Genomic DNA, 21,633 nt, shown 5'->3' with positions numbered 1-21,633 from the left:
ATGATAAATTATAATCCAGTAGAACTTATTCTGGCTAAAAGAAATGGAACTGCATTAAATGAAGACCAGATAAGAAATCTGGTAGAGGGTTTTTTAAGTGGAGAAGTTCCTGATTATCAGATGAGTGCACTTCTTATGGCTATCTATTTTCAAGGTTTAAATAAAGAAGAGATTTTTGCTCTAACTAAAACATATATTGAAAGTGGAAAAACTATAACTTTTCCAGCAGAACTCAAAGTAGCCGATAAACATTCTACTGGTGGGGTAGGAGATAAAATCAGTCTAATGCTTGCCCCCATTGCAGCTTCCCTCGGATTAACCATACCTATGATCTCAGGAAGAGGATTAGGTCACACTGGTGGCACTTTAGATAAACTTGAATCTATCCCTGGTTTTCGCACTCAATTTTCCATAGAAGAATTTCGCAAGCTGGTTTTAGAGCATAACTGTGCACTTGCCGGTCAATCTAAAGACCTGGTCCCTGCTGACCAGAAGATTTATGCCTTGCGAGATGTAACTGCTACGGTTGAAAGTCCAGGTTTGATAACTGCCAGTATATTGAGTAAAAAAATAGCAGAAGGAACAAAACATCTGATTATTGACCTCAAGATAGGAAGCGGTGCTTTTATGCCAGATAGAGAAAAAGCAAAAGAATTAGCTGAATTGCTCATCTCTACTGGAGAACGATTTGGTTTAAAAGTGAAAGTTGCTTTCACCAATATGAACTCTCCTCTCGGTTTAGCTGTAGGAAATGGTCTGGAAATGATTGAAGCGATAGAATATTTAAAAGGAAATCCTTTAAAAGATACAAAGATATTAACTTCCGAACTCACCGCTCAACTGCTTGTAAGCACCAATCTTGCTGAAACTGCAGAACAAGCTATAGCTATGATTGAAGAAGCTGTTAAAAATGGGAAGGCATTAAAAAAACTGGAAGAAATCATTGTTGCTCAGGGTGGAAATCCTAAAGTAATTGATGACTACGGTCTTTTGAGCACGACTAAATATAAACTTCCCATCCTATCTCCTGCTTCCGGTTATGTTTCCCATATAGATTGTCGCGCAATAGGTTATGCACTGATTCATATCAATGCAGGAAGAATGAAAGTGACCGATTCCATAGACCATAGCTCAGGTGCTCTCTTAATCCCAAAGATTGGAGATTTCCTGGAAAAAGATGAACCTATCGGTGAAGTGCATTGTAATGACCAAATTAAAGGTGAGGAAGTAGTAAAACTTATCCAGAAAGCTTATACTTTAAGTTCAGAACCCATAACAGAAGAGCCCATTATCTTTGATATTGTATAATTAAAAAAGTATCAGAGAAAATAGAATGTTGAATTTTTAAGGAATCTATTCCTAATCTTAAGCTGGATCAAAAGTACCCTTAAAATGATATAGTTGGTTGCAAATAGGAATGTTACATTCTTGCAAATGAAGATGGGAATAGAAATTAAAAAAGATTATTCTTTCCTGACGAGAGAGATAATTTCCCCCATGAAGAAAGACTATTTCCCTATTTTCAAAGTAAATCAGTTGACAATAAGGCAATATTATCTTTTTTTGAAATAAAAAAATATTATAAAGAAGGACAATATGAGAATATTAGTTCTCAATTGTGGCAGTTCCTCCATAAAATATCAATTTATTGATATGAACAATCTATTAGTTCTGGCAGAAGGAATTGCTGAACGAATTGGTGAAGACCTATCACTTTTCACTTATAAAAGCGAGAAGTATACCTTAAAAAAGAAAGAGATGGTAATTGAAAATCATGAACAGGGTTTACAACTGATAATAGATTATTTATTAGACCCAGTTAATGGAGTGATTAAGGATAAAAGTGAGATTGATGCTGTAGGTCATAGATTAGTGCACGCTGGTGAATATTATTCTGATGCTGTAGTTATTACCGATGATGTAGTGAGAGTGATGAAAGAATGTATTCCCCTGGCACCCTTACATAATCCCGCCAATATAAAAGGAATAGAGGCAGTTAAAAAGAATGTGCCTGAGGTTCCTCAATGTGGACTTTTTGATACGGCATATCATCAGACTATGCCTCCAAGAGCTTATCTATATCCCCTTCCTTTGGAATACTATGAAAAATATAAGATTAGAAGATATGGTTTTCATGGAACTTCGCATAAATATGTAAGTTTAAAAGCTGCCAGATTTTTGCAAAAGGACATTTCTCAATTAAAGATTATCACCTGTCATCTGGGAAATGGTGCTTCAATGACAGCTATAGAAAGGGGAAAATCTATTGATACTTCAATGGGTTTTACTCCTCTGGAAGGGTTAATGATGGGAACTCGTTGTGGAGATATTGATCCTTCTATTCCCATATATATGCAACAACATCTGGGCTTAAATGTAGATGAAGTGAATAGCATTTTAAACAAAAACAGTGGAATGCTGGGACTCTCTCAGATTTCTAATGATATGCGATTTATAGAAGATGAAGTCCTTCAAAAAAATAATCCTAAGGCTATGCAAGCTCTGGAAGTTTATTGCTATCGGATTAAGAAATATATCGGCTCTTATTATGCGGTTATGAATGGTCTGGATGTTTTAGTATTTACAGGTGGAGTAGGAGAAAATATGCCTTTAGCCAGAGAAATGGTCTGTAAAGATATGGAAGCTTTAGGCATAAAACTTGATTTAACGGCTAATGCAAAATTTAGCAGTGAAATAGAAGTGATAAGTGTTCCCGATTCCCCGGTAACTGTATTAAAAGTTCCCACCAATGAAGAATTGATGATAGCTCTGGAGACACAAAGACTACTAACTCAATAACTCATCAAATCTGGGGGATTTATGCGCATAGATATGCTACTGAATAAGCTTTGCCTTACTAAAAGTCGTAGCATCGCTAAAATAGCCTGTGATAAAGGTTTAGTTAGTCTCAATGGCAAAACCGCTAAAGCCTCAGCTGAGGTTAAAGAAGGAGATATAATTCAATTTCATCTCTATGGATATGAACACCAAATCCGGATTGATAAGATTCCTCAGGGGAATGTGGCTAAAAAAGATGCCACGAATTATTATACTCTTTTGAGTCGCAAGGAGATTTCAAACTGAAATCGGCAATCTGGAAATGCTTAGTTCTATTTCTATTTATATTTAGCTTTCTTAATGCAAACTATCAGATAGCTGTTGTAACCGATAACTTTGTCATTCATACCATAGACGGTAAATTTCCTGTAACGCAAAGCTTTATAAATGAATTAAATCAGAGAATAGATCAGTTACAGATGGGCACGGGAGTTTATCTGGATTCTCGCGCTGATATCTATGTGGTGCCTGATGAACAGTCTTATGAACTATTAACTCAGGGTAAGGGAAGAATTGTAGAATTTTCCAGTGCTTTTTACTCTTCTTTGAATCATCGTATCTATATCCGTAGTGCAGATCAGATATTATCTAACTATAGTGGAATAATAATGCATGAATATACGCACTGGTTATTAGATGAGATTTTAAGAAAAGCTCCACTTTGGTTTCATGAAGGAATGGCTACTCAACAGGGTAATCAACTTGGACTGGATAGATACTATTATTATATAAGAGAGCGGTTCTGGGGCAATAAAATGGACCTGATAAAGTTAGCAGAAAACTATCCTCAACACCCTGCAGATTGGGATTTATATTATATAACTTCATATTATGCAGTGCAATATATGAAAGATAAAGACCCTCAAGCCTGGAAAGATTTCTGGGAAATCGTGTCTAAAAATTATCGGATGGGGAAGAAAACAATTTTCTCGGAGGCATTTCATAATGCCTATCATATAGACCTCTGGCAATTCAATCAGGATTTTGCTGCTTTTAGTAAAAGGCAGGCTTATGTTTATATTTTTACTGGTTTGGGGACTTTTATTTTGATTTTAATGCCCTTTATCCTCATCTATGCTCATATTAAGCAAAGAAAAAAGATGAAATCGCTACCCGATATAGATTTTCCTGAGGAAACCACAGAAGATGAGGATGAGAATTATTATTAAGTTTTAAGGAGATACTATGTTTCCTGTAAGTTTTGGAAGTGATAATCATTCAGGAGTGCATCCTGAGGTCTGGAAAGCTCTTCTCAAAGCAGATGAAGGTTTTGCTCCAGCTTATGGAGAAGACCCTTTAACCCTTGAAGTTTTAAATAAGATTGAATCACTCTTTGGAGGAGACTGCCAAGCCTGCTTTGTTATGACTGGAACTGGTGCTAATGTGGTAGCTATACAGAACCTGGTTAAATCTTTTAATGCTATCTTTTGTGCTCAAACTGCGCATATCAATGTGGATGAATGTGGTGCAGTACAAAAATTTACACAAGCAAGATTGCAGGTTATTCCGACCACTGATGGTAAATTGACTCCAGAATTAATCGGTCCCTACCTTCTAAATAATAGAGACCAGCATCATTCTCAAGGGAAGGTTGTTTCCATTGCTCAAAGTACAGAATATGGGACTTTATATACCATTGAAGAGCTTAAAGTCCTCGCAGATTACACTCATCAGCAAGATATGCTCTTACAGATAGATGGTGCAAGACTTGCCAATGCAGCTGCAGCTTTGGACTGTTCATTAAAAGATATTACTAAAGAAGTCGGTGCAGACATTGTTAGCTTTGGAGGAACAAAAAATGGACTCCTTTTTGGAGAAGCATTAATTAGTTTTAGACCAGAACTTACCTCCGATATCAGGTTTTATCGTAAACAATGTACACAACTATTCAGTAAGATGCGATATATCTCTGCGCAATTTGATGCTTATCTGAAAGATGCATTATGGAAAAAGAATGCCAGCCAAGCCAATGCTATGGCAACTCTTTTTAGTGAAAGTTTAAGGAACATTCCCGAAGTTGAAATAGTACAACCTGTGCAGGTAAATTCATTATTTGTTAAAATCCCGAAAAAATCTATTGAAGAACTGAGGGAGAAATATCATTTCTATATCTGGGATGAAGCAAAAAATGTGGTGCGCTTGATGTGCAGCTTTAATACCACAGAAAAACATATTGAGGAATTTATCTCTGACCTTAAAAGTAGTTTAGTTAGGTAGCTCTGAACTGATTAGGTGTATACTCCAATCTTACTATTTAAATCCTCAGCAGCTAAAGCGGCAGCTTGAGCAAATTTAGGAGACCTATCCTGAAAGATGATGCCTCTGGAAGAATTGATCAAGATATTGGGATAATCATCTGAATCTTTGGTATAATGCATAACTGCATCCAGGTCTCCTCCTTGAGCACCGATTCCAGGAATCAAAAAGATATGTCCAGGCATAAGCTCTCGCATTTCTTGTAATTGATTCACCTGAGTTGCACCAACTACTGCTCCAATTTTATCTGGCGGAAAAATGGTTAGCCATCTGGCTATCTTTATAGCCATATCTTCTTGAATAAAGAAATCCTTAGCTGAAGGATTGGAAGTGAGAGTGAGCACAAAAGCAAAAGCATTCTCTCTTTCCAAGATAGGCTTAAGCACATCAGCACCTAAAAGTGGATTAATTGTTATGGCATCAAAACCCATCACTTCCAGAAAAGTGGAAACATATTGTTCCATAGTAGAACCAATATCCCCCACTTTGCAATCCAGAATAACAGGAATATCTTCAGGAATATAATTGATAGTCAGTTGTAAAGCTTCTAATCCACGGATACCGTCTCTTAAATAGAAAGCCAGATTAGGTTTATAGGCACAAGCATATTGAGCTGTAGAATCAATTATCCTTCGGTTGAATTCCCAGATAGGGTTCCTTTCATTTAGAACACATTCTGGCAGTTGAGTTATATCCGAATCTAATCCAATACAAAGTAAGGAATGAGAGCTTTGCCAGCGAGCTCTATATTTATGCCACAACGATTTTGACAGAGTCCTCTCCATCAATCTCTGCAAAAGAAACTTTGATTATCTCTTCCTTAGAAGTGGGAACATTTTTCCCCACATAATCAGCTTTGATAGGAAGTTCACGATGACCACGGTCTATCAGGACTGCCAATTGAATCTGTTGAGGTCTGCCAAAATCCAACAAGGCATCAATAGCAGCACGAACAGTCCTACCTGTATAAAGCACATCATCCACCAGAATAATGGAAGCACCCTCAATCTCAAAACCAAGTTCAGAACCTTTAATCACAGGTTGATGAGATATCATAGAGAGGTCATCACGATACAGAGTTATATCCAGAACTCCGACAGGAATATCCTTTCCTTCAATTAGGCGAAGATAATCTGCCAATCTTCGGGCTAAGGGCACTCCTCTGGTTCGGATACCTACAAAACATATATTTTCAATACCTCTATTCTGTTCAATTATCTCATGCGCCATTCTATGAATGGTGCGTTCCATCTGGTCCTTGTCCATTATGATACTTTTAACTTGCATCTCTCGCTCCTGAGAATGGTTCTCTAAAATGAAGCCTTTTTGGCAACTTATTAATCTGGCTTAACTACTATCATAACATCACCCTTCCCAACACTATCTCCAGCATTTAACGGAGTGGAAACAACTGTTCCTTCTACGGGACTGGGTATATTATTATACATTTTCATCGCTTCCAACACCAGTAAAGTTTCCCCTACTTTCACTTTGTCTCCCACTTTTTTCTCATAACGCACTAACATCCCAGGCATTGGAGCAGTGACTGGAGTTCCTTCCACCGCAGTTGACGCAGTTTGAACTGAAGACTGATTAGGAACAGGTTGAGGATTGTTTTTTACGGGTTGAGGAGATGACTGTGGATTTGAGGTTTGACTGGGTTGCACCTGAGGATTGGAAGCTACTTTAGCACTATGAACAATATGGGGGACACCCTTTTCTGACACTTCTACTAAAAAGTATTCATCATCCACAAATACATCAAACTGTCTCAAACCTTCTGGCTTGGGAACTTGCTTTTTAACTGGTGGCTCTACCAGAAGACCTGCTTTAGCCTTTTCACATAGCTCCTGCTGTCTTTTAACCTCTTCCAGAGTAATAGGTTTCATCTCATCTGGCATGGGTTCTAAACCATATTTTATCCTCAGGAATTTCTTCCCTGTGACATTATATAGAGCTACAATTAGGACATCATCAATATCCTTAGCTAAACCTTCTGCTTCCTGTTTTGCTTTTTCCAGTCCAGGTTCAAGAATGTCCCCAGGACGAACTGTGATGGGTTTTTCTCCTCGGGGATAACCCTTTAATGCTTTTTTCTGCACCTCTGGATTGATGGGCATTGGAGTCTTGCCATAAAGTCCATAGCAGAGGTCTTTCACTTCTTCTGTGATATGGGAATATTCTCCTTCATAGCTATCAAAGAGAGTGTTATTAACTGCCTGAATACCTACAATTTGACTGGTAGGAGTAACTAAAGGAATCTGTCCCAGATCTTTTCTTACTCTTGGAATCTCTTTGAAAACATCATCCAAACGGTCTAAAGCATCCATCTGACGAAGCTGATTGATAAGGTTGGAAATCATTCCACCTGGAGTTTGATGGATAATGACATCAGTATCAATAATGCTAAATTTGGTTGTATCTGCAAATTGCATATATTTTGGAATGTCTTTCTCCATTTCCTTTCCTATTTTATTAAGCAGTTTAATATCAAAACCAGTGTCACGATTTGTCCCTAAAAGAGAAATTACCAGAGGTTCAATCGCTGGATGGGAAGTTCTATAGGCATAGGGTCCCACACAGGTATCAATGATATCCACTCCTGCTTCAATAGCTTTAAACAAGGATAAATCTCCCATTCCGCTGGTGAAATGAGTGTGTAGATGTACTGGGACTTTAACATTTTCTTTCAAAGCTCTAATCAAGTCATAAGCATCATAAGGAGCAATTAATCCTGCCATATCCTTGATACAGATAGTATCAGCTCCCATATCTTCCAATTGTTTAGCTTTGGAAACATAATATTCTATATTATATATTTCTCCACCCATTCTCTGTTCAGTCAGGCTGAAACAGATAGCCCCCTGAAAGTGTTTATTATTCTTTTTTATAATCTTGACGGCAGTCTGAAAATTACGGAAATCATTAAGTGCATCAAACACCCGAAAGATATCAATTCCGTTATCACAACATCTTTGCACAAAGGTTTCTACAATATCATCTGGATAATTACGATATCCCACCAGATTTTGACCTCTTAAGAGCATAGAAAATGGTGTTTTAGTGATATGTTTTTTCAGGACCCGGATGCGTTCCCAGGGGTCTTCTCCTAAATAACGATGCATAACATCAAAGGTTGCTCCACCCCAGACTTCCATAGAATAGAAGCCTACTTGGTCCATTAGTTCTGCTACATGTAATAAATCTTCTGTCCTAACGCGTGTAGCAAAGAGAGATTGATGTCCATCACGGAAGGTCAGATCCTGAATCTTGATGGGATTTGCCGCTTTAGGGCGGTCCGGTTCATAGCGCATCTCGCTATATTCCAAGATGCCATGTTTCTGCATTTATTCTCCTTATTTATGTCTTTTTATTAATCTTCTTTGGGTTAAATCACGATAAAGCATTGTCTGTTGACGACCATAAGCTTGCCAGAGCAAGGAAGCTCTTGCTTGAGGAAGCTTTGGTGCTTCTGCTTCTTCTGCTGTAATTAATGCCAGAACTCCTGCTATGGCAGCAATTTCTTTTTTCTTATCTGTCATTTATCATATCCTGAAATGTATTAAACTGGTATATTTCCGTGCTTTTTAGGAGGCAAGCTCTCACTTTTAGTAGAGCAAATCTCCAGCGCATCAATTAATCTCTTTCTGGTTTCGGAAGGAAGGATAATTGCATCTATATAGCCACGAGAAGCTGCCACATAAGGATTATTGAATTGTTCTTCATAGATTTTAATCATTTCCGCTCTTTTAGCTGCCTTATCTTCTGCTGCATCAATCTCTTTTCTAAAGATAATATTGGCAGCACCTTCAGCACCCATAACCGCAATTTCTGCTGTAGGCCAGGCAAAAACCATATCTGCTCCTAAATGTCTACTACTCATTGCAATATAGCTGCCGCCATAGTCTTTGCGTGTGATTACGGTCAGTTTAGGAACAGTGGCTTCTGAATAACACCAGAGCAGCTTTGCTCCATGCCTTATTATTCCATTATGTTCCTGATAAGTTCCAGGAAGATAACCTGGCACATCCACAAAGGTCACCAGAGGAATATTGAAAGCATCGCAGAAACGGATAAAACGAGTGGCTTTATCCGAAGCATCGATATCCAGACAACCTGCCAAGACAGTAGGTTGACTTGCTACCACTCCTATAACTCTTCCATTTAATCTACCAAAGCCTACTATTATATTCTGAGCATAGTATTTATGTGGTTCAAAGAAAATACCGTCATCCACAATTGTTTTAATCACATCATGCATATCATAGCTTTCTTTAGGATTATCTGGGATGATAGTATCCAGATTGGGACAAAGACGCCAGGGATCATCATTACACTCAATCCTGGGAGGTTCTTCCATATTATTGGAAGGCAGATAGCTTAACAGAACCTTAATTTGTTCTATGGCATCAGCATCATTTTCACAGGCAAAATGAGCATTCCCACTCTTAGTATTATGAGCCATCGCACCACCAAGTTCTTCCTGAGTTGTTTCTTCTCCCGTAACTGCTCTTATTACTTCAGGTCCGGTGATAAACATATAACTGGTGTTTTTAACCATAAATACATAATCCGTCATTGCAGGAGAATAGACTGCTCCACCTGCACAGGGACCCATAATAGCAGTGATTTGAGGAATAACACCACTGGCACGTGAATTACGGAAGAAGATATCACCATAACCTTTAAGAGCATCTACTCCTTCCTGAATTCGTGCTCCACCACTATCTTGAAATCCAATGAGCGGTAATCCATTTTTTAAAGCCATATCCATTATCTTACAGATTTTAGCAGCATGCATTTCTCCCAGAGAACCACCACGAGAAGTGAAATCTTGTGAAAAAGCAAATACTGGTCTTCCATTAACCAAACCGTGTCCTGTAATTACACCATCCGAAGCAATTTCCACTTTATCCATCCCAAAATTATCACAGCGATGTTGCACAAACATATCCAGTTCCCGAAAAGTGCCCGGATCAAATAGAAGGTCTATTCTTTCGCGAGCAGTCAGTTTCCCTTTTTGTTTTTGCTTTTCTACAGCTTGAGGTCCTCCTAATTGAAGCACCTTTTGCTCTTTTTCCAGTAATTTCTGGATGGCGTCTTTAGTTGAAGGCATCTTATTGTCCCCTTTTATTAGGTTCGTAATTCAAGGCATATACCGAATTCTTCATTTATATATATGCTTATTTTACATTTTAAAATAGCTAAGTTTTTCGTCAAGTAAAAGCAAAATGAATTCCTTATCCTTTCCCATTTCCCTTGACGGAAATAAATGATCAAAAAATGGTGCAACTAATATGTAATTAGACAATTGGAGATTTTTTAATGCTCAAACTGGAACTTGACCCTGATATGCAAAAACGTGCCAGAAAAGCAGCTGCCTCTATTGCTGGCTCTTTTCAATGGCTCTTTGATGACTACTCTTCAGTCACTATTGAACGAACTGTTCTTAGATTGCTCGGTATTGATGGTGCTACTGAAGATGGAACTCCCTATCCTAATGTAGTAGTTGATCACTTACAGCAGAGGAATGCTTTGCTTAGAGGTGCTGCTATTCCTCTGGCTAATGCTATCATTTACACTGGAATGTCAGCTCAACAAATTGCAGAAGAGATAGCTCAAGGCAATCTTGATTTAACGAAGACACCAGTTGCTTCTCCTGATAAAATCTTTCAGGTGCTGGATGAACTTTCAGATAAAATGCTGAAACATATAGCTAAACAGCGAGAGACCAGAGAACAACTTCTTCAGACCTACGGACCCAGAAGAATTCCAGCTATCTATGTTATTGTTGCCACAGGAAATATTTATGAAGATGTGATTCAAGCTAAAGCTGCTGCTTATGAAGGTGCAGATATCATTGCGGTCATTCGTTCTACTGCTCAATCGCTTCTGGATTATGTACCTTATGGTGCAACTACGGAAGGTTTCGGAGGCACTTATGCCACTCAGGAAAATTTCCGGATTATGCGAGCTGCACTGGATGAAGTTTCCGCCTCAGAAAAAAGATATATCGGTTTAACTAACTATGCATCAGGACTTTGTATGCCAGAAATTGCCGCTATGGGGGCAATGGAACGTCTGGACCATATGTTAAACGATGCGATGTATGGAATTCTGTTCCGAGACATCAATCCCAAAAGAACTTTATTAGACCAATATTTCAGCAGAATGATTAATGCTTACGCAGGAATAGAAATTCAAACCGGAGAGGATAATTATTTAACCACTTCCGATGCCATTGAAAAAGCTTATACTGTTACCGCTTCTCAATTGCTAAATGAACAGTTTGCCCTCTTGAGTGGTGTGAAACCTGAGAAAATGGGATTAGGACATGCTTTTGAGATTGATCCTGATTTGGAAGATAGCTTCACTTATGAACTGGCACATGCTCTGTTAACACGTGAACTCTTTCCCGGTTATCCCGTGAAATATATGCCTCCAACGAAGTTTGCTACTGGCAATATTTTTAAAACCTATCTTATGGATGCTATGTTTAATTTTGCCGGAAAATTAACCCATCAAGGGGTTCAATTACTGGGAATGATGACCGAAGCAATTCATACTCCTCATTTAGCAGACCGTTCTTTAGCTATTGAAAATGCACTTTATATTTTTAATGCCATAAAAAGTCTGGATGAGAACATTACTCTGGTCCCCGATAGTTTCATCAATAGAAGAGCCAATCAAGTATTGAAAGAAGCCACTGAATTCCTGGAAAGAGTGGAAAAAGAAGGTCTTTTCAAAGCTATGGAAAGAGGTGAATTTGCCGATATAAAACGTACTGAAAATGGTGGGAAAGGCTTAAATGGCGTTTTCCGTAAAGATGTGGAATATTTTAATCCTTTTCTGGAAAAGATGAAAAAGGAGCTGGGATTATGAAACACAACATCATCCGTCCTTATGGTGATAAATCAGGCGATGGAAAGGTTCAGCTTTCCTTCACTCTACCAGTTCCACCAGATGATTGGGGAAAAGAAGCAGCCAAACAATTATTAAAGCAGATGGGCTTTGAAGATATCATAATCTGTGGCATACGAGACCTTCATGAAGGTTTCACCCATTTTATTGCCTATGCTGTAACTCCTTGTTCCGTTGATAGTTCTAAAATTAAAGTTAAAAAAGTGGATACCCCAGTGATGGAAATGGAAGAAGTGGATGAATTTATTAAAGAGAATATTAGACGCAAAATAACTGTCGTGGGTGCTTGCATAGAAAGTGATGCTCACACCGTTGGCATTGATGCCATTATGAATATGAAGGGCTATAATCATCGTTATGGTCTGGAACGCTATCAATGGTTTAATGCTATTAATCTTGGTGCTCAAGTGCCATGTGAAGAATTATTGCGTCGTGCGCGAGAAGAAAATGCTGATGCAGTGCTGGTTTCTCAGGTCGTAACACAAAATAATATCCATATTCATAATCTCACCCGTCTTATTGAATTAGCAGAAACAGAGAAATTACGGGATAAGATGCTCTTTATTTGTGGTGGACCAAAAATCTCTCATGAACTGGCAATAGAACTCGGTTATGATGCAGGTTTTGGGCCTGGGACTTATGCTAATGAAGTTGCCAGCTACATTGCTGTTACCTTAGCTAAAAAATTAGCTCAGAAATCTTAGGTATATCCTCTGCTGATTCTTATAACTATCAATCTTTCAGTATGTTTTATCTGCTACAGCCTCAGATTTTAGGATAACCCTATGACCTTACTTTTAACTATCCTGGCTTTTGGCTTAATGATTTTTGTACATGAACTAGGTCATTTTCTTATGGCTAAAGCATGGGGAGTAGGCATTGAGCAGTTCTCTATTGGTTTTGGCAAACCTATTGCTCAATTTACCAGTCATAATGTGCAATGGCGTATAGGGTGGATTCCTCTGGGTGGCTATGTTAAAATGAAGGGAGAGAATCCAGATGAGCAGAATATAGACGATGAAAATGCTTTATCTCGCAAACCCTGGTGGCAAAAAGCTATCATTGGATTTAGTGGACCTTTTGCCAATATCGTTTTAACCCTTATACTTTTTATCTGGTCTTTTATGATGCCTGTCTATATTGAAGACCAGCTGCCAGTAGTATATAAAGCAGAAGGTAAATGGGCTCAAGTTTTTGCTCCTGGAGATAGCATTATAAGCGTAAATGGAAAAAATATCCGAGGCTATAGTGAATTTCTTCAAGAATTACTTTCAAATCCTGAAAACACCGTCTTACTTAGCCGTAATGGCAACAAACAAACTGTGCTAATCTCCTCTTCTGAAGTGGATTCTCTGGCTAAAAGTCTCTATCCTTATGCTGATACTCGCATTGGAGAAGTAGTGCCCAAAACTCCTGCTTATCATTCTAAATTGGAATCTGGAGACCGTATTGTAGCAATTGATTCTCTGCCTGTTTCAAATTGGTACGAAATGCGTGAAATTATCGTCAATTCTGAAAAAGACGAGGTGCTTTTGACTATTGAACGCAATGGACAGAGGTTCAACAAAGTGCTACCTTTGGAAAGCAGTATTAATACTGGTGGAAACAAAGCTATTGGCATTATACAATACCAACCTGTAAAGTATGAGCGTCGTTATAAGCCTCTGGAAGCAATTCAATTAGGGACAGTCAATACAGTTAATTTCATCGTTCTGAATTATCAGGCACTGGGAAAATTGGTTCAGAAACCTCAAGATTTAACCAAATCAGTGGGTGGACCGGTTATGATTGCCAGTATGAGCCAATCTTTTGGGAAAAAAGGATTTGGCAGTCTTCTCTTTTTCTTTGGCAGTATCAGTCTTATGCTTGCTATTATGAATCTGCTTCCTATTCCCGTTCTGGATGGTGGACTGATTCTTTTTGCTATCATTGAAGGTATCATCCGAAAACCTGTTCCTCAACAAGTTCAATCTATACTCCAAACTATAGGATTCTTTATTCTCATCTTTCTGATGGTTTTAGCCTTCTATTCGGATATTGCGAGTGAAGTTTTACGATTTATTAATAGGTAGGGCAAGTTGTTCAAATTTCAATTAGAAAAAGTTTCTAACAAAGCCAGAGCAGCCACAATTACCACCAGTCACGGTAAGATTAAAACCCCAGTTTTTATGCCTGTTGGGACAGTTGGAACCGTGAAAGCAATGAGTCCAGAGGAACTGGAAAAGTGCCACACTCAAATTATCCTTGGAAACACTTACCATCTTTATATGAGACCAGGTTATGAACTTATCCAGCAAGCAGGTGGTCTACATAAATTTATTGCCTGGAAACATCCTATTCTGACCGATAGTGGTGGCTTTCAAGTGATGAGTCTGGCAGGACTTAGAAAAATCACTAATGAAGGAGTGAAATTTCAATCGCACTTAGATGGTAGCACGCATTTTTTTACCCCTGAAAGCGTTATCGCTATTCAAGAGGCACTTGGTGCAGATATAATTATGAGTTTTGATGAATGTCCTCCATTTCCTTCAACTCGTGAATATGTTGAAAAGTCCTTGCAACGCACTTTAAAATGGGCTGAACGAGGAAAGGCAGCTTTTCATAATTATAAAAATCAGGCTCTCTTTGGTATCGTACAAGGAGGAATCTATGAGGATTTACGAGAAAAAGCAGCTAAGACTTTGATGGAGATGGATTTTCCTGGCTATGCTATCGGAGGTTTAGCTGTCGGTGAAGATAAAGCTGATATGTTCCGTATAACCAATTTCTTGAATGATATACTTCCCGCAGATAAACCTCGTTATCTGATGGGTGTAGGCACTCCTTCCGATTTATTATTAAATATTGCTAACGGAGTAGATATGTTTGACTGCGTGATGCCTACCCGAAATGCCAGGAAAGGAAGTATTTTCACTCGCCAGGGAAAAATGATTATCAAAGCTGCTCGCTATAAAGATGATTTTCAACCTATTGATAAGCAATGCGGATGTTACACTTGTAAACATTTCAGTCGTGCCTATATTCGCCATTTAATCACAATGAATGAAATCCTGGGAATGCGTTTAACCACCATCCACAGTCTCTATTTCTACAATGAATTAATGGAAATGGCTCGCCAGGCAATAATGGAAGACCGTTATGAGGAATTCTTAGCAGAGATGCTACCAGTGCTGGATAGAGTCATTTAATCTATTTTTAGCATCCTCTCTTTTATATTATTTACCCCTTAATTTGCTATCCAATACCTATTGTATCTATATATATCTTGATTAATTACATCTTTATTTCTTCACTTTTTTCTGAAACTTACCCCTTATGCTCTCGTCTTTCAAAAACAATTAAAACCATCAGCTTTTTATAAGGTTGCTCTTAGCTTTCCCCTGCTATCAAGTGTTTATCAAGCGTTAATCAAGTCTTAAATAATTAACGCTTGATATAGAAGTGATTAACACTTGACTCTTGCGGATAGCTAATAATCCGCCTTCCTTATAACTTTTAACTTATTGCCCTAACATAAAATATAATTTAACTAAAGGAAAAGGATAGATAAATTTATATTTGGTCCTATCTTCTTTAACGATAGAAAAGTGCGACCTATATTGTTTTGAATTAAAAAGTAATAGACCTTAATTTTTCGTTTATAGCTCGTAAAGATAAACCATCTTTATGATAACGAGGAATAAAATGTAGATGGAAATGAAAAATGCTTTGATGAGCAGCAGAACCGCAATTCATCAGTAAATTATAAGCTTCTGGATGTAATTCTTCATCTAAAAGATTTCGCATAGTCCGGCTAATTTCCAATAAAGCTGTCATTTCTTCAGGTTGAAGTGTAAAAAAATCAGGAGTGTGCCTTTTTGAAATGATGAGAGAATGACCCTTTGTTATTGGATGTATGTCCCGGATTGCAAAGAAATATTCGTTTTCCGCTAAATATTTGTCTGGACTGATAAGACAAAAAATACAGTTCATTTATTCTTTACCCCCTTTATGTAAACTCATAAATTAACAAAAATCTAAATATCAATATAATCTGTTCTACAAAAAGAGTCAAAGGATTTTATAATGGTTTATTGGGGATAAGAAAAAATTTGCAAACTGATACAGGTTTAAGAGATAGAAAAAATTTTATTGACAGATTAGTTGTTTATATGAATGAGAAAATAAATAGGGATTTAACATTCCTTGAGCCTGTTCCTTTGTTCGGGAAAGCCTCAATCTGAATGTAAGATGTCCCGAATGCAAAGGAGTACAAAAATGCCTGACAAGACTTTAATCTGCAAGGACTGCCAGAAAGAATTTGTGTTTACAGAAGGTGAGCAAGAATTCTATAAAGAAAAAGGTTTAGTTAATGAACCTCAGCGTTGTCCCGAATGCCGTAAAGCAAAAAAAGCCAGATATAACCGTAACCGTTATCAACACAACGCTCGTTAGAATTAAATCTGGTTATTAAAAAACCGCTGTCTTTCCCGATAGCGGTTTTTCGTTTTATTTTCAAGAGTTTCTTCAACCCTGCTATAATTTGCAGGGAATTTGAAAAGTTATTGGCTTATGGAACGGTCACTTGCGTAACTTTATTGGGCTCAATAACAATATCATCTGCCAGTAATATCCTATTTTTAGACCTGATTTCCAAATAATGAGTTCCCACTCTTAAAGGAATTGTATTGGCATCATATTCTGGGTCTATTCCCACACTCTGTCCATCAACATAAGCCTCTCTATTGGCCATACTTCCTTCCAGACGCAGATATCCATACTGTACTTGTTCTTTGTCCTTATTGGCACTACAGGAGAATAAAAATATAAATAAGAGCAGAGTAATGCATAATCTAAAGATAGTTTTATTCAATTTTTCTACCTCAACTTGTTTTTTTATATTAAATTCCAGTAAGGTAGACTCTGTCAAGAAGAAGAAATCAATTTTAAGTTAAATTTATTAGAAAATAGAAAAAATCCCTTCTAAAGAAAATAATTTAACCATTAAAAAAGCCTATCCCGATAGAATCAGGATAGGCTTTTAACTAATTGGGATATTTTTATTCCCTTTCTTTCCCGGTTAAGCACTCCGGAAAATAGAGGGAGACTCTATTACGGCTTCATTTTGCTATTCATAACATTTAGTGTTTTGTTTTGATTAAGTAAATAGTTTTGAAGTAATGGCGATGAATATTTACTTTCTTGCGATATTGATTTTGCTGCAAGAATAGCAGTATCTGCCGTAATTTTGAAGAAAGCTCGGTTGCTTAAACCGAGTGCATTAAGTGCTTCGTCAGTGATTTCAAAGTAGTTATCATCCACAGTCTGAATAAGGATATAATTGCCATAGGGATCATTACTACCATTGACCTTATAACTATTAGCACCGCTAACAAGATCCCAACCTAAAGATATCCCACCAGGGAAGGCTTCTATGGCAACATTTTCCGGTGCAGTAAGAACTGGTGGAAGGGATTGGTCTGTAACTAAAAAATCATCCACCATAAAGATAAAGGCATCATTAGACACGCACTGTACTGCAAAATATTTTGTATTTTGTGGCAAAGTGTAGGTATACTGAGTCCAACTCGCAGGAGTTTGTATATCGTTAGCTCCACTGATGATAGTGAAGTTAGAAGGATCGGTTCCCGTAGTAGAGGCTCCTACCTTGAATCTCTCCAATCCATATTGAGCAGTATAGGAACGAGCCCAGAAACTAAGCGTTGCATCAGAACTCAGGTTTAATTGAGGTGAGATTAACCAATCATTATTAGGATAGTTTATTGCAGCAAGGCAATAAGCACCCTTTTCTCCAGTATGTGGATCAATGGCTGTTCCTGCCATGGAAGGAGAACACAGGGAAGGGTTAAAAATTATAAAGGAACCGGTATAATATTGATTAGGAAATGTATAATTTTGGATAGCATATGTTGAACTTCCATCTCCATCATATTGCGTCCAGGGAGGGAAATTAAGGGCAAAATCAGGATAATTCTCAAATCCATCTGATAGAACCGCATATTGAGCACTTCCACTTAAAGCAATATTTATAGTTCCACCATTAGTAACAATTTGGAAGTTTACATTATCGCTACCATAATCTAAAGGAGCATAAGTAAAGCCAAAATCATAAGTTTGACCATAGACCAGACTTATATTGGAGTTAAAATTGGTAGAAAAATCAGTTCCTGATAGATCTGTCACTGAGGTTACCATTAAGGTTCCTGAACCAACATTGGAAATTGTAAAAATATTACCTGATCTTGCCTCATCACCAGGTGAAAGAATTCCTGCATTCCAGGAAGTTAGATTAACTGATGCTTGAGTAGGTATGAGATTATAAGGACCTGCTACATCATCAATAACGAAAGTTTTATAGTTTGAAACACTTGTATTTGTAGCGTAAGTTTCAAATACAAAATAATATGTATCAGCAGGAAGAGTATTCACCACATAGCTAAAGGTCTGAGCAGATGAAGTTAAGGTAGCAACAGTAGGAAAATAAGTCCAATTTCCTATAGTAGTAGAATACCCAATCTTTATTTTTTCTCCATAGTCCGTAGTACTTCTCTTAGCTTTAAAGGTGAGATTGGGACAGGTAGAATCAATAGTTAAGGCGGGAGTTATTAATTGCTTACCACTAACATTTCCTGTTGCACGATAAAAAGCAGAAGCAGTTCCAGAAATTATATAAGAGCTTGAAGTGGTACAGCTAAAACCACCAGTGGTGGGATTTATTGACCAACCAGCGGGAGGAAAAGTTGTGCTTTCAAATCCTTCATTTAATGTAGGTAAAGGCAATGTGGGAATGATACCTATAACAGCAGCTTGATCACTGGTAAAGTTTTCACTTCCTGGATTCAGCGCAGTAAGGGCATAATAACCATTATAGCTACCATTCCATCCCCAATTGATATGGAAATTGGAGTTCTGATATCCATCCATTACAAAGGCATGTCCTCCAGATTGGGAGCTTGAACCACTGTAATAAATAGGACGAGAATTGTCTAGTTCTTCCTTCATCATATTTTCCCAGGTGGAAGAAGAATATGAAGATTTTGACCTATATTGAGTTGTGTTTGCATATTTGAAATAAGTAATTAGAGCATTAGGAACATCAGTACTATATGCCCCAGAGCCATTTGGACCATACTGCATATTGACAGCAACCCCAGCATGATAACAGATAGTTGCTACATCTGTATTAGTGCTGGTCACTCTATCTGGCATTGCTGCCCAATTATAGGCAGTAGAACCAAAATCAGCGGAAAGAGTTCCATACGGAGGACAATTATAACTATGAGAACCATTCCCTACTGGAGGAAAAGACCAATAACGCATAATCTGAGCCATTGCTGTGGCTACACAACCTGTTAAAACATGACCATCAGGACCAGCTGCATCCGGGGGACACATAGCATTGTAATAAGTTCCTTGACCCCATACGGTTGTGAGCAAAGGTCCTACCGTCCTAAAGCTTCTGTCTGGCACAAATAACACTGAATTACAGTTATATTTAGACCAGAGAGCCTGAGTTTCTTTGGGAGCAGTTAAATTATGCTCTCTAATATCTTGTAATTGAGCATTCCAGTTCTCCAGTAAATCTTGTAGCTGGACAGGAATTTCCACTTCACCCCAGTTATTCATAGCACTGTAACCTAATACTGGAATTGCTGCATCATCAGCCGCAACAAGGATAAATCCTTGCGGAGTTAGGTTAACGATATAAATATAAGATTCACCTTTCACTGAATCTAAAAGTTTTGCCGTAGTTACTGCATACTCAGATCCCATCCGTTCCAGAACAAAGTTTTTTGCCACACGGGTCGCAGTATCAGAATTTACCGGTATCCCTAAAAGAAAAGTTATTGCCAACATCATCATAAGCGAGATGAATAGCATTCTCTTCATTATTACCTCCTTTTTAAAGGAATATAATGAATTTGTCACCTATCTTTCTTGTATAATATTTAACAAATTAAGTCAAGATTTATTTTTTACATATTATTACCATTAAATATACTCACAGATTTTTCGTAATTATCGGCTAAGTTAGAATTTTTAAAAGTTAAGTTCTGCTTGACAAAATGGCTAAGTTAAAAATTAAAGTTATATTTATGAAAGAAAGAGTGAGAGAAATGAGTATACGAAAAGAGCAGTTAATAACTATAAATAGGTATAAACAACGAAAATTAAAGCATTTGCCAGATAGCAAATGCTTTTTTTTATTTATGGAGGGTAAATGAATTGGAGTGAAATTATCCGTCTTGCTTTACAAGAAGATTTAGGTACTGGTGATATTACAACCGATTATCTAGATTTAGAACCCATCCCTGAAAAAGCTTTTATAGTTAGCAAAGCTCCTGGCGTGATTGCAGGTTTAGAAATAGTTAAGGAAGTATTTTTAACTGTGGATAAAAATTTAAAAATAACAATGTATAAAAGAGATGGGGATACCGTTAAAAGAGGAGATGAAATACTCCGTTTAGAGGGAAATCCTGCCAGTATTTTAAAAGGTGAAAGAACTGCTCTTAATTTTCTTCAACGTTTAAGTGGGATAGCCACAACGACTAGAGCTATGGTAAATAAACTGGAAGGAACTTCAGCTAAAGTTTTAGATACCCGCAAAACCACTCCATTATTACGTTCTATGGAAAAATATGCTGTGCGTATTGGCGGAGGATATAATCATCGGTTTGGTCTTTATGATATGATTTTAATTAAAGATAATCATATTAAAGCCTGCGGAAGTATTACTGAAGCGGTTAATAGAGTGAAAGAAAGAAATATTGCTTATAAAATTGAAGTAGAAGTCTCTAATATTAAGGAATTAGAAGAAGCAGTTAGAGCTGGTGTCGATCGCATTCTTCTGGATAATATGTCCATACCTAAAATTAAAAATTGCGTCAAACGCTTCGGTTCTAAGATAGAACTTGAAGTATCGGGAGGAGTTACACTGGATAATATTAAAGAAATAGCTCAAACTGGCGTACCCTATATCTCAAGCGGTGCTCTCACTCATTCCTATCAGTCTCTGGATATAAGTCTTCAATTTAAGGAGTAAATAGATGGAAGAACAATTACGCACTTTGGCACAAATGCAGAAATTAGATGATAAAATAGGTGCCTTACGACAGCTACAAAATGAATTACCTAAAGAACTAAATGATATCCTGGATAATGTAGCGCAAGCAGAAACAAATTTGAATAAAACCAAAAGTGAATTAGAAGAAATCAATAAAAAACTTAGAAATCTGGAACTGGACATTAAACAGCATCAAGAAAATATAAAAAAATACTCTCAACAACTGGCTGAAATAAAAACAAATAAAGAATATAAAGCTTTAAATAGTGAAATTGCCTATTTAAAAGAAAAGATATCTGAATTGGAAAGCCAGGAACTTGAACTTATGGACGAAGAATCTGAATTTAAAAAGAAAATGGAAATAGCTAAAGCTGAATTGGAAAAAGCAAAAAAAATACAAAGAGAAAGAGAAGACGAACTAAGAAAAAAAATAGAATCTCTGGACGGCGAAATTGATAATTTTAGAGCCGAAAGAAATAAACTGGCACAGACTCTTCCACAATCCCTGGTGAAACAATATGCAAAACTTCTTAAATATAAAAATAACTGTGCAG

General features: G+C 37.3%; 20 protein-coding genes. 12 read left to right on the top strand and 8 right to left on the bottom strand.

Features of this window, described 5'->3' with window-relative positions; translation table 11 throughout:
• From E0946_RS01130 to E0946_RS01110, 5 genes are all read left to right on the top strand, one after another.
• Complete coding sequence (locus tag E0946_RS01130; protein ID WP_133200628.1) at positions 1 to 1,308, top strand: thymidine phosphorylase; 1,308 nt, start codon at positions 1 to 3, stop codon at positions 1,306 to 1,308.
• A 288-nt stretch (positions 1,309 to 1,596) separates the two neighbouring features.
• Positions 1,597 to 2,799 carry an acetate/propionate family kinase gene (locus tag E0946_RS01125; RefSeq protein ID WP_133200627.1) on the top strand — a complete coding sequence of 401 codons (1,203 nt, stop codon included), beginning with the start codon at positions 1,597 to 1,599 and terminating at the stop codon, positions 2,797 to 2,799.
• A 21-nt stretch (positions 2,800 to 2,820) separates the two neighbouring features.
• Positions 2,821 to 3,084 carry an RNA-binding S4 domain-containing protein gene (locus E0946_RS01120; protein ID WP_133200626.1) on the top strand — a complete coding sequence of 88 codons (264 nt, stop codon included), beginning with the start codon at positions 2,821 to 2,823 and terminating at the stop codon, positions 3,082 to 3,084.
• Between the two features lie 173 nt (positions 3,085 to 3,257).
• Positions 3,258 to 4,007, top strand: coding sequence for a hypothetical protein (locus tag E0946_RS01115; RefSeq protein WP_133200625.1), 750 nt, complete (start codon positions 3,258 to 3,260; stop codon positions 4,005 to 4,007).
• A gap of 16 nt (positions 4,008 to 4,023) precedes the next feature.
• On the top strand, positions 4,024 to 5,055 hold the full coding sequence (locus E0946_RS01110; RefSeq protein ID WP_133200624.1) for a threonine aldolase family protein: 1,032 nt from the start codon (positions 4,024 to 4,026) through the stop codon (positions 5,053 to 5,055).
• 11 nt (positions 5,056 to 5,066) lie between these two features.
• Here E0946_RS01110 and pyrF read toward each other — a convergent pair whose 3' ends face one another.
• From pyrF to E0946_RS01085, 5 genes are read right to left on the bottom strand one after another with little or no spacing between them, the layout of a single operon-like run.
• Positions 5,067 to 5,879 carry an orotidine-5'-phosphate decarboxylase gene (gene pyrF / locus E0946_RS01105; RefSeq protein WP_133200623.1) on the bottom strand — a complete coding sequence of 271 codons (813 nt, stop codon included), beginning with the start codon at positions 5,877 to 5,879 and terminating at the stop codon, positions 5,067 to 5,069.
• Positions 5,845 to 6,381 (bottom strand): bifunctional pyr operon transcriptional regulator/uracil phosphoribosyltransferase PyrR, encoded by a 537-nt coding sequence (pyrR, locus tag E0946_RS01100; RefSeq protein WP_133200622.1) that lies wholly within the window; start codon positions 6,379 to 6,381, stop codon positions 5,845 to 5,847. Before pyrR ends, pyrF begins: the two co-directional genes overlap by 35 nt.
• Positions 6,382 to 6,431: 50 nt before the next feature.
• On the bottom strand, positions 6,432 to 8,441 hold the full coding sequence (locus tag E0946_RS01095) for a pyruvate carboxylase subunit B (protein ID WP_133200621.1): 2,010 nt from the start codon (positions 8,439 to 8,441) through the stop codon (positions 6,432 to 6,434).
• A gap of 9 nt (positions 8,442 to 8,450) precedes the next feature.
• A complete protein-coding gene (locus E0946_RS01090) occupies positions 8,451 to 8,636 on the bottom strand; it encodes a hypothetical protein (RefSeq protein WP_133200620.1) in 186 nt (61 codons plus the stop codon).
• A 20-nt stretch (positions 8,637 to 8,656) separates the two neighbouring features.
• Positions 8,657 to 10,210 (bottom strand): acyl-CoA carboxylase subunit beta, encoded by a 1,554-nt coding sequence (locus tag E0946_RS01085; protein WP_133200619.1) that lies wholly within the window; start codon positions 10,208 to 10,210, stop codon positions 8,657 to 8,659.
• A gap of 209 nt (positions 10,211 to 10,419) precedes the next feature.
• Here E0946_RS01085 and kamD point away from each other — a divergent pair, with 209 nt between their 5' ends.
• From kamD to tgt, 4 genes are all read left to right on the top strand, one after another.
• Entirely contained in the window at positions 10,420 to 11,976 is a 1,557-nt protein-coding gene (gene kamD, locus E0946_RS01080) for a lysine 5,6-aminomutase subunit alpha (RefSeq protein ID WP_133200618.1), read from the top strand.
• Positions 11,973 to 12,719 carry a lysine 5,6-aminomutase subunit beta gene (kamE, locus tag E0946_RS01075; protein WP_133200617.1) on the top strand — a complete coding sequence of 249 codons (747 nt, stop codon included), beginning with the start codon at positions 11,973 to 11,975 and terminating at the stop codon, positions 12,717 to 12,719. Before kamD ends, kamE begins: the two co-directional genes overlap by 4 nt.
• Positions 12,720 to 12,800: 81 nt before the next feature.
• Positions 12,801 to 14,087 carry an RIP metalloprotease RseP gene (gene rseP / locus E0946_RS01070; RefSeq protein WP_133200616.1) on the top strand — a complete coding sequence of 429 codons (1,287 nt, stop codon included), beginning with the start codon at positions 12,801 to 12,803 and terminating at the stop codon, positions 14,085 to 14,087.
• A gap of 6 nt (positions 14,088 to 14,093) precedes the next feature.
• On the top strand, positions 14,094 to 15,203 hold the full coding sequence (gene tgt, locus E0946_RS01065; RefSeq protein ID WP_133200615.1) for a tRNA guanosine(34) transglycosylase Tgt: 1,110 nt from the start codon (positions 14,094 to 14,096) through the stop codon (positions 15,201 to 15,203).
• A gap of 421 nt (positions 15,204 to 15,624) precedes the next feature.
• Here tgt and E0946_RS01060 read toward each other — a convergent pair whose 3' ends face one another.
• The gene (locus E0946_RS01060) at positions 15,625 to 15,987 is read right to left on the bottom strand and encodes an HIT family protein (RefSeq protein WP_133200614.1); all 363 of its coding nucleotides are present in this window, start codon (positions 15,985 to 15,987) and stop codon (positions 15,625 to 15,627) included.
• Positions 15,988 to 16,272: 285 nt separating this feature from the next.
• On the opposite strand from E0946_RS01060, the gene E0946_RS01055 reads away from it, so the two are divergent.
• On the top strand, positions 16,273 to 16,449 hold the full coding sequence (locus E0946_RS01055; protein WP_133200613.1) for a zinc-ribbon domain-containing protein: 177 nt from the start codon (positions 16,273 to 16,275) through the stop codon (positions 16,447 to 16,449).
• A gap of 115 nt (positions 16,450 to 16,564) precedes the next feature.
• On the opposite strand, the gene E0946_RS07310 is transcribed toward E0946_RS01055, so the two are convergent.
• Positions 16,565 to 16,747 carry a hypothetical protein gene (locus E0946_RS07310; protein ID WP_207930806.1) on the bottom strand — a complete coding sequence of 61 codons (183 nt, stop codon included), beginning with the start codon at positions 16,745 to 16,747 and terminating at the stop codon, positions 16,565 to 16,567.
• A gap of 359 nt (positions 16,748 to 17,106) precedes the next feature.
• Positions 17,107 to 19,905 (bottom strand): C10 family peptidase, encoded by a 2,799-nt coding sequence (locus E0946_RS01045; RefSeq protein WP_133200611.1) that lies wholly within the window; start codon positions 19,903 to 19,905, stop codon positions 17,107 to 17,109.
• A 331-nt stretch (positions 19,906 to 20,236) separates the two neighbouring features.
• Between E0946_RS01045 and nadC the strand changes: the two genes are divergently transcribed.
• Both nadC and E0946_RS01035 read left to right on the top strand, forming a co-directional pair.
• Complete coding sequence (gene nadC, locus E0946_RS01040; RefSeq protein WP_133200610.1) at positions 20,237 to 21,058, top strand: carboxylating nicotinate-nucleotide diphosphorylase; 822 nt, start codon at positions 20,237 to 20,239, stop codon at positions 21,056 to 21,058.
• A 4-nt stretch (positions 21,059 to 21,062) separates the two neighbouring features.
• A partial coding sequence (locus tag E0946_RS01035) for a zinc ribbon domain-containing protein (protein ID WP_165942044.1) occupies positions 21,063 to 21,633 on the top strand: 571 nt, incomplete at its 3' end.

Source organism: Candidatus Syntrophosphaera thermopropionivorans (assembly GCF_004353895.1).
Classification (GTDB): domain Bacteria; phylum Cloacimonadota; class Cloacimonadia; order Cloacimonadales; family Cloacimonadaceae; genus Syntrophosphaera; species Syntrophosphaera thermopropionivorans.
The sequence above is the reverse complement of the archived record's forward strand: the minus strand, read 5'-3'. Positions and strand labels throughout refer to the sequence as shown.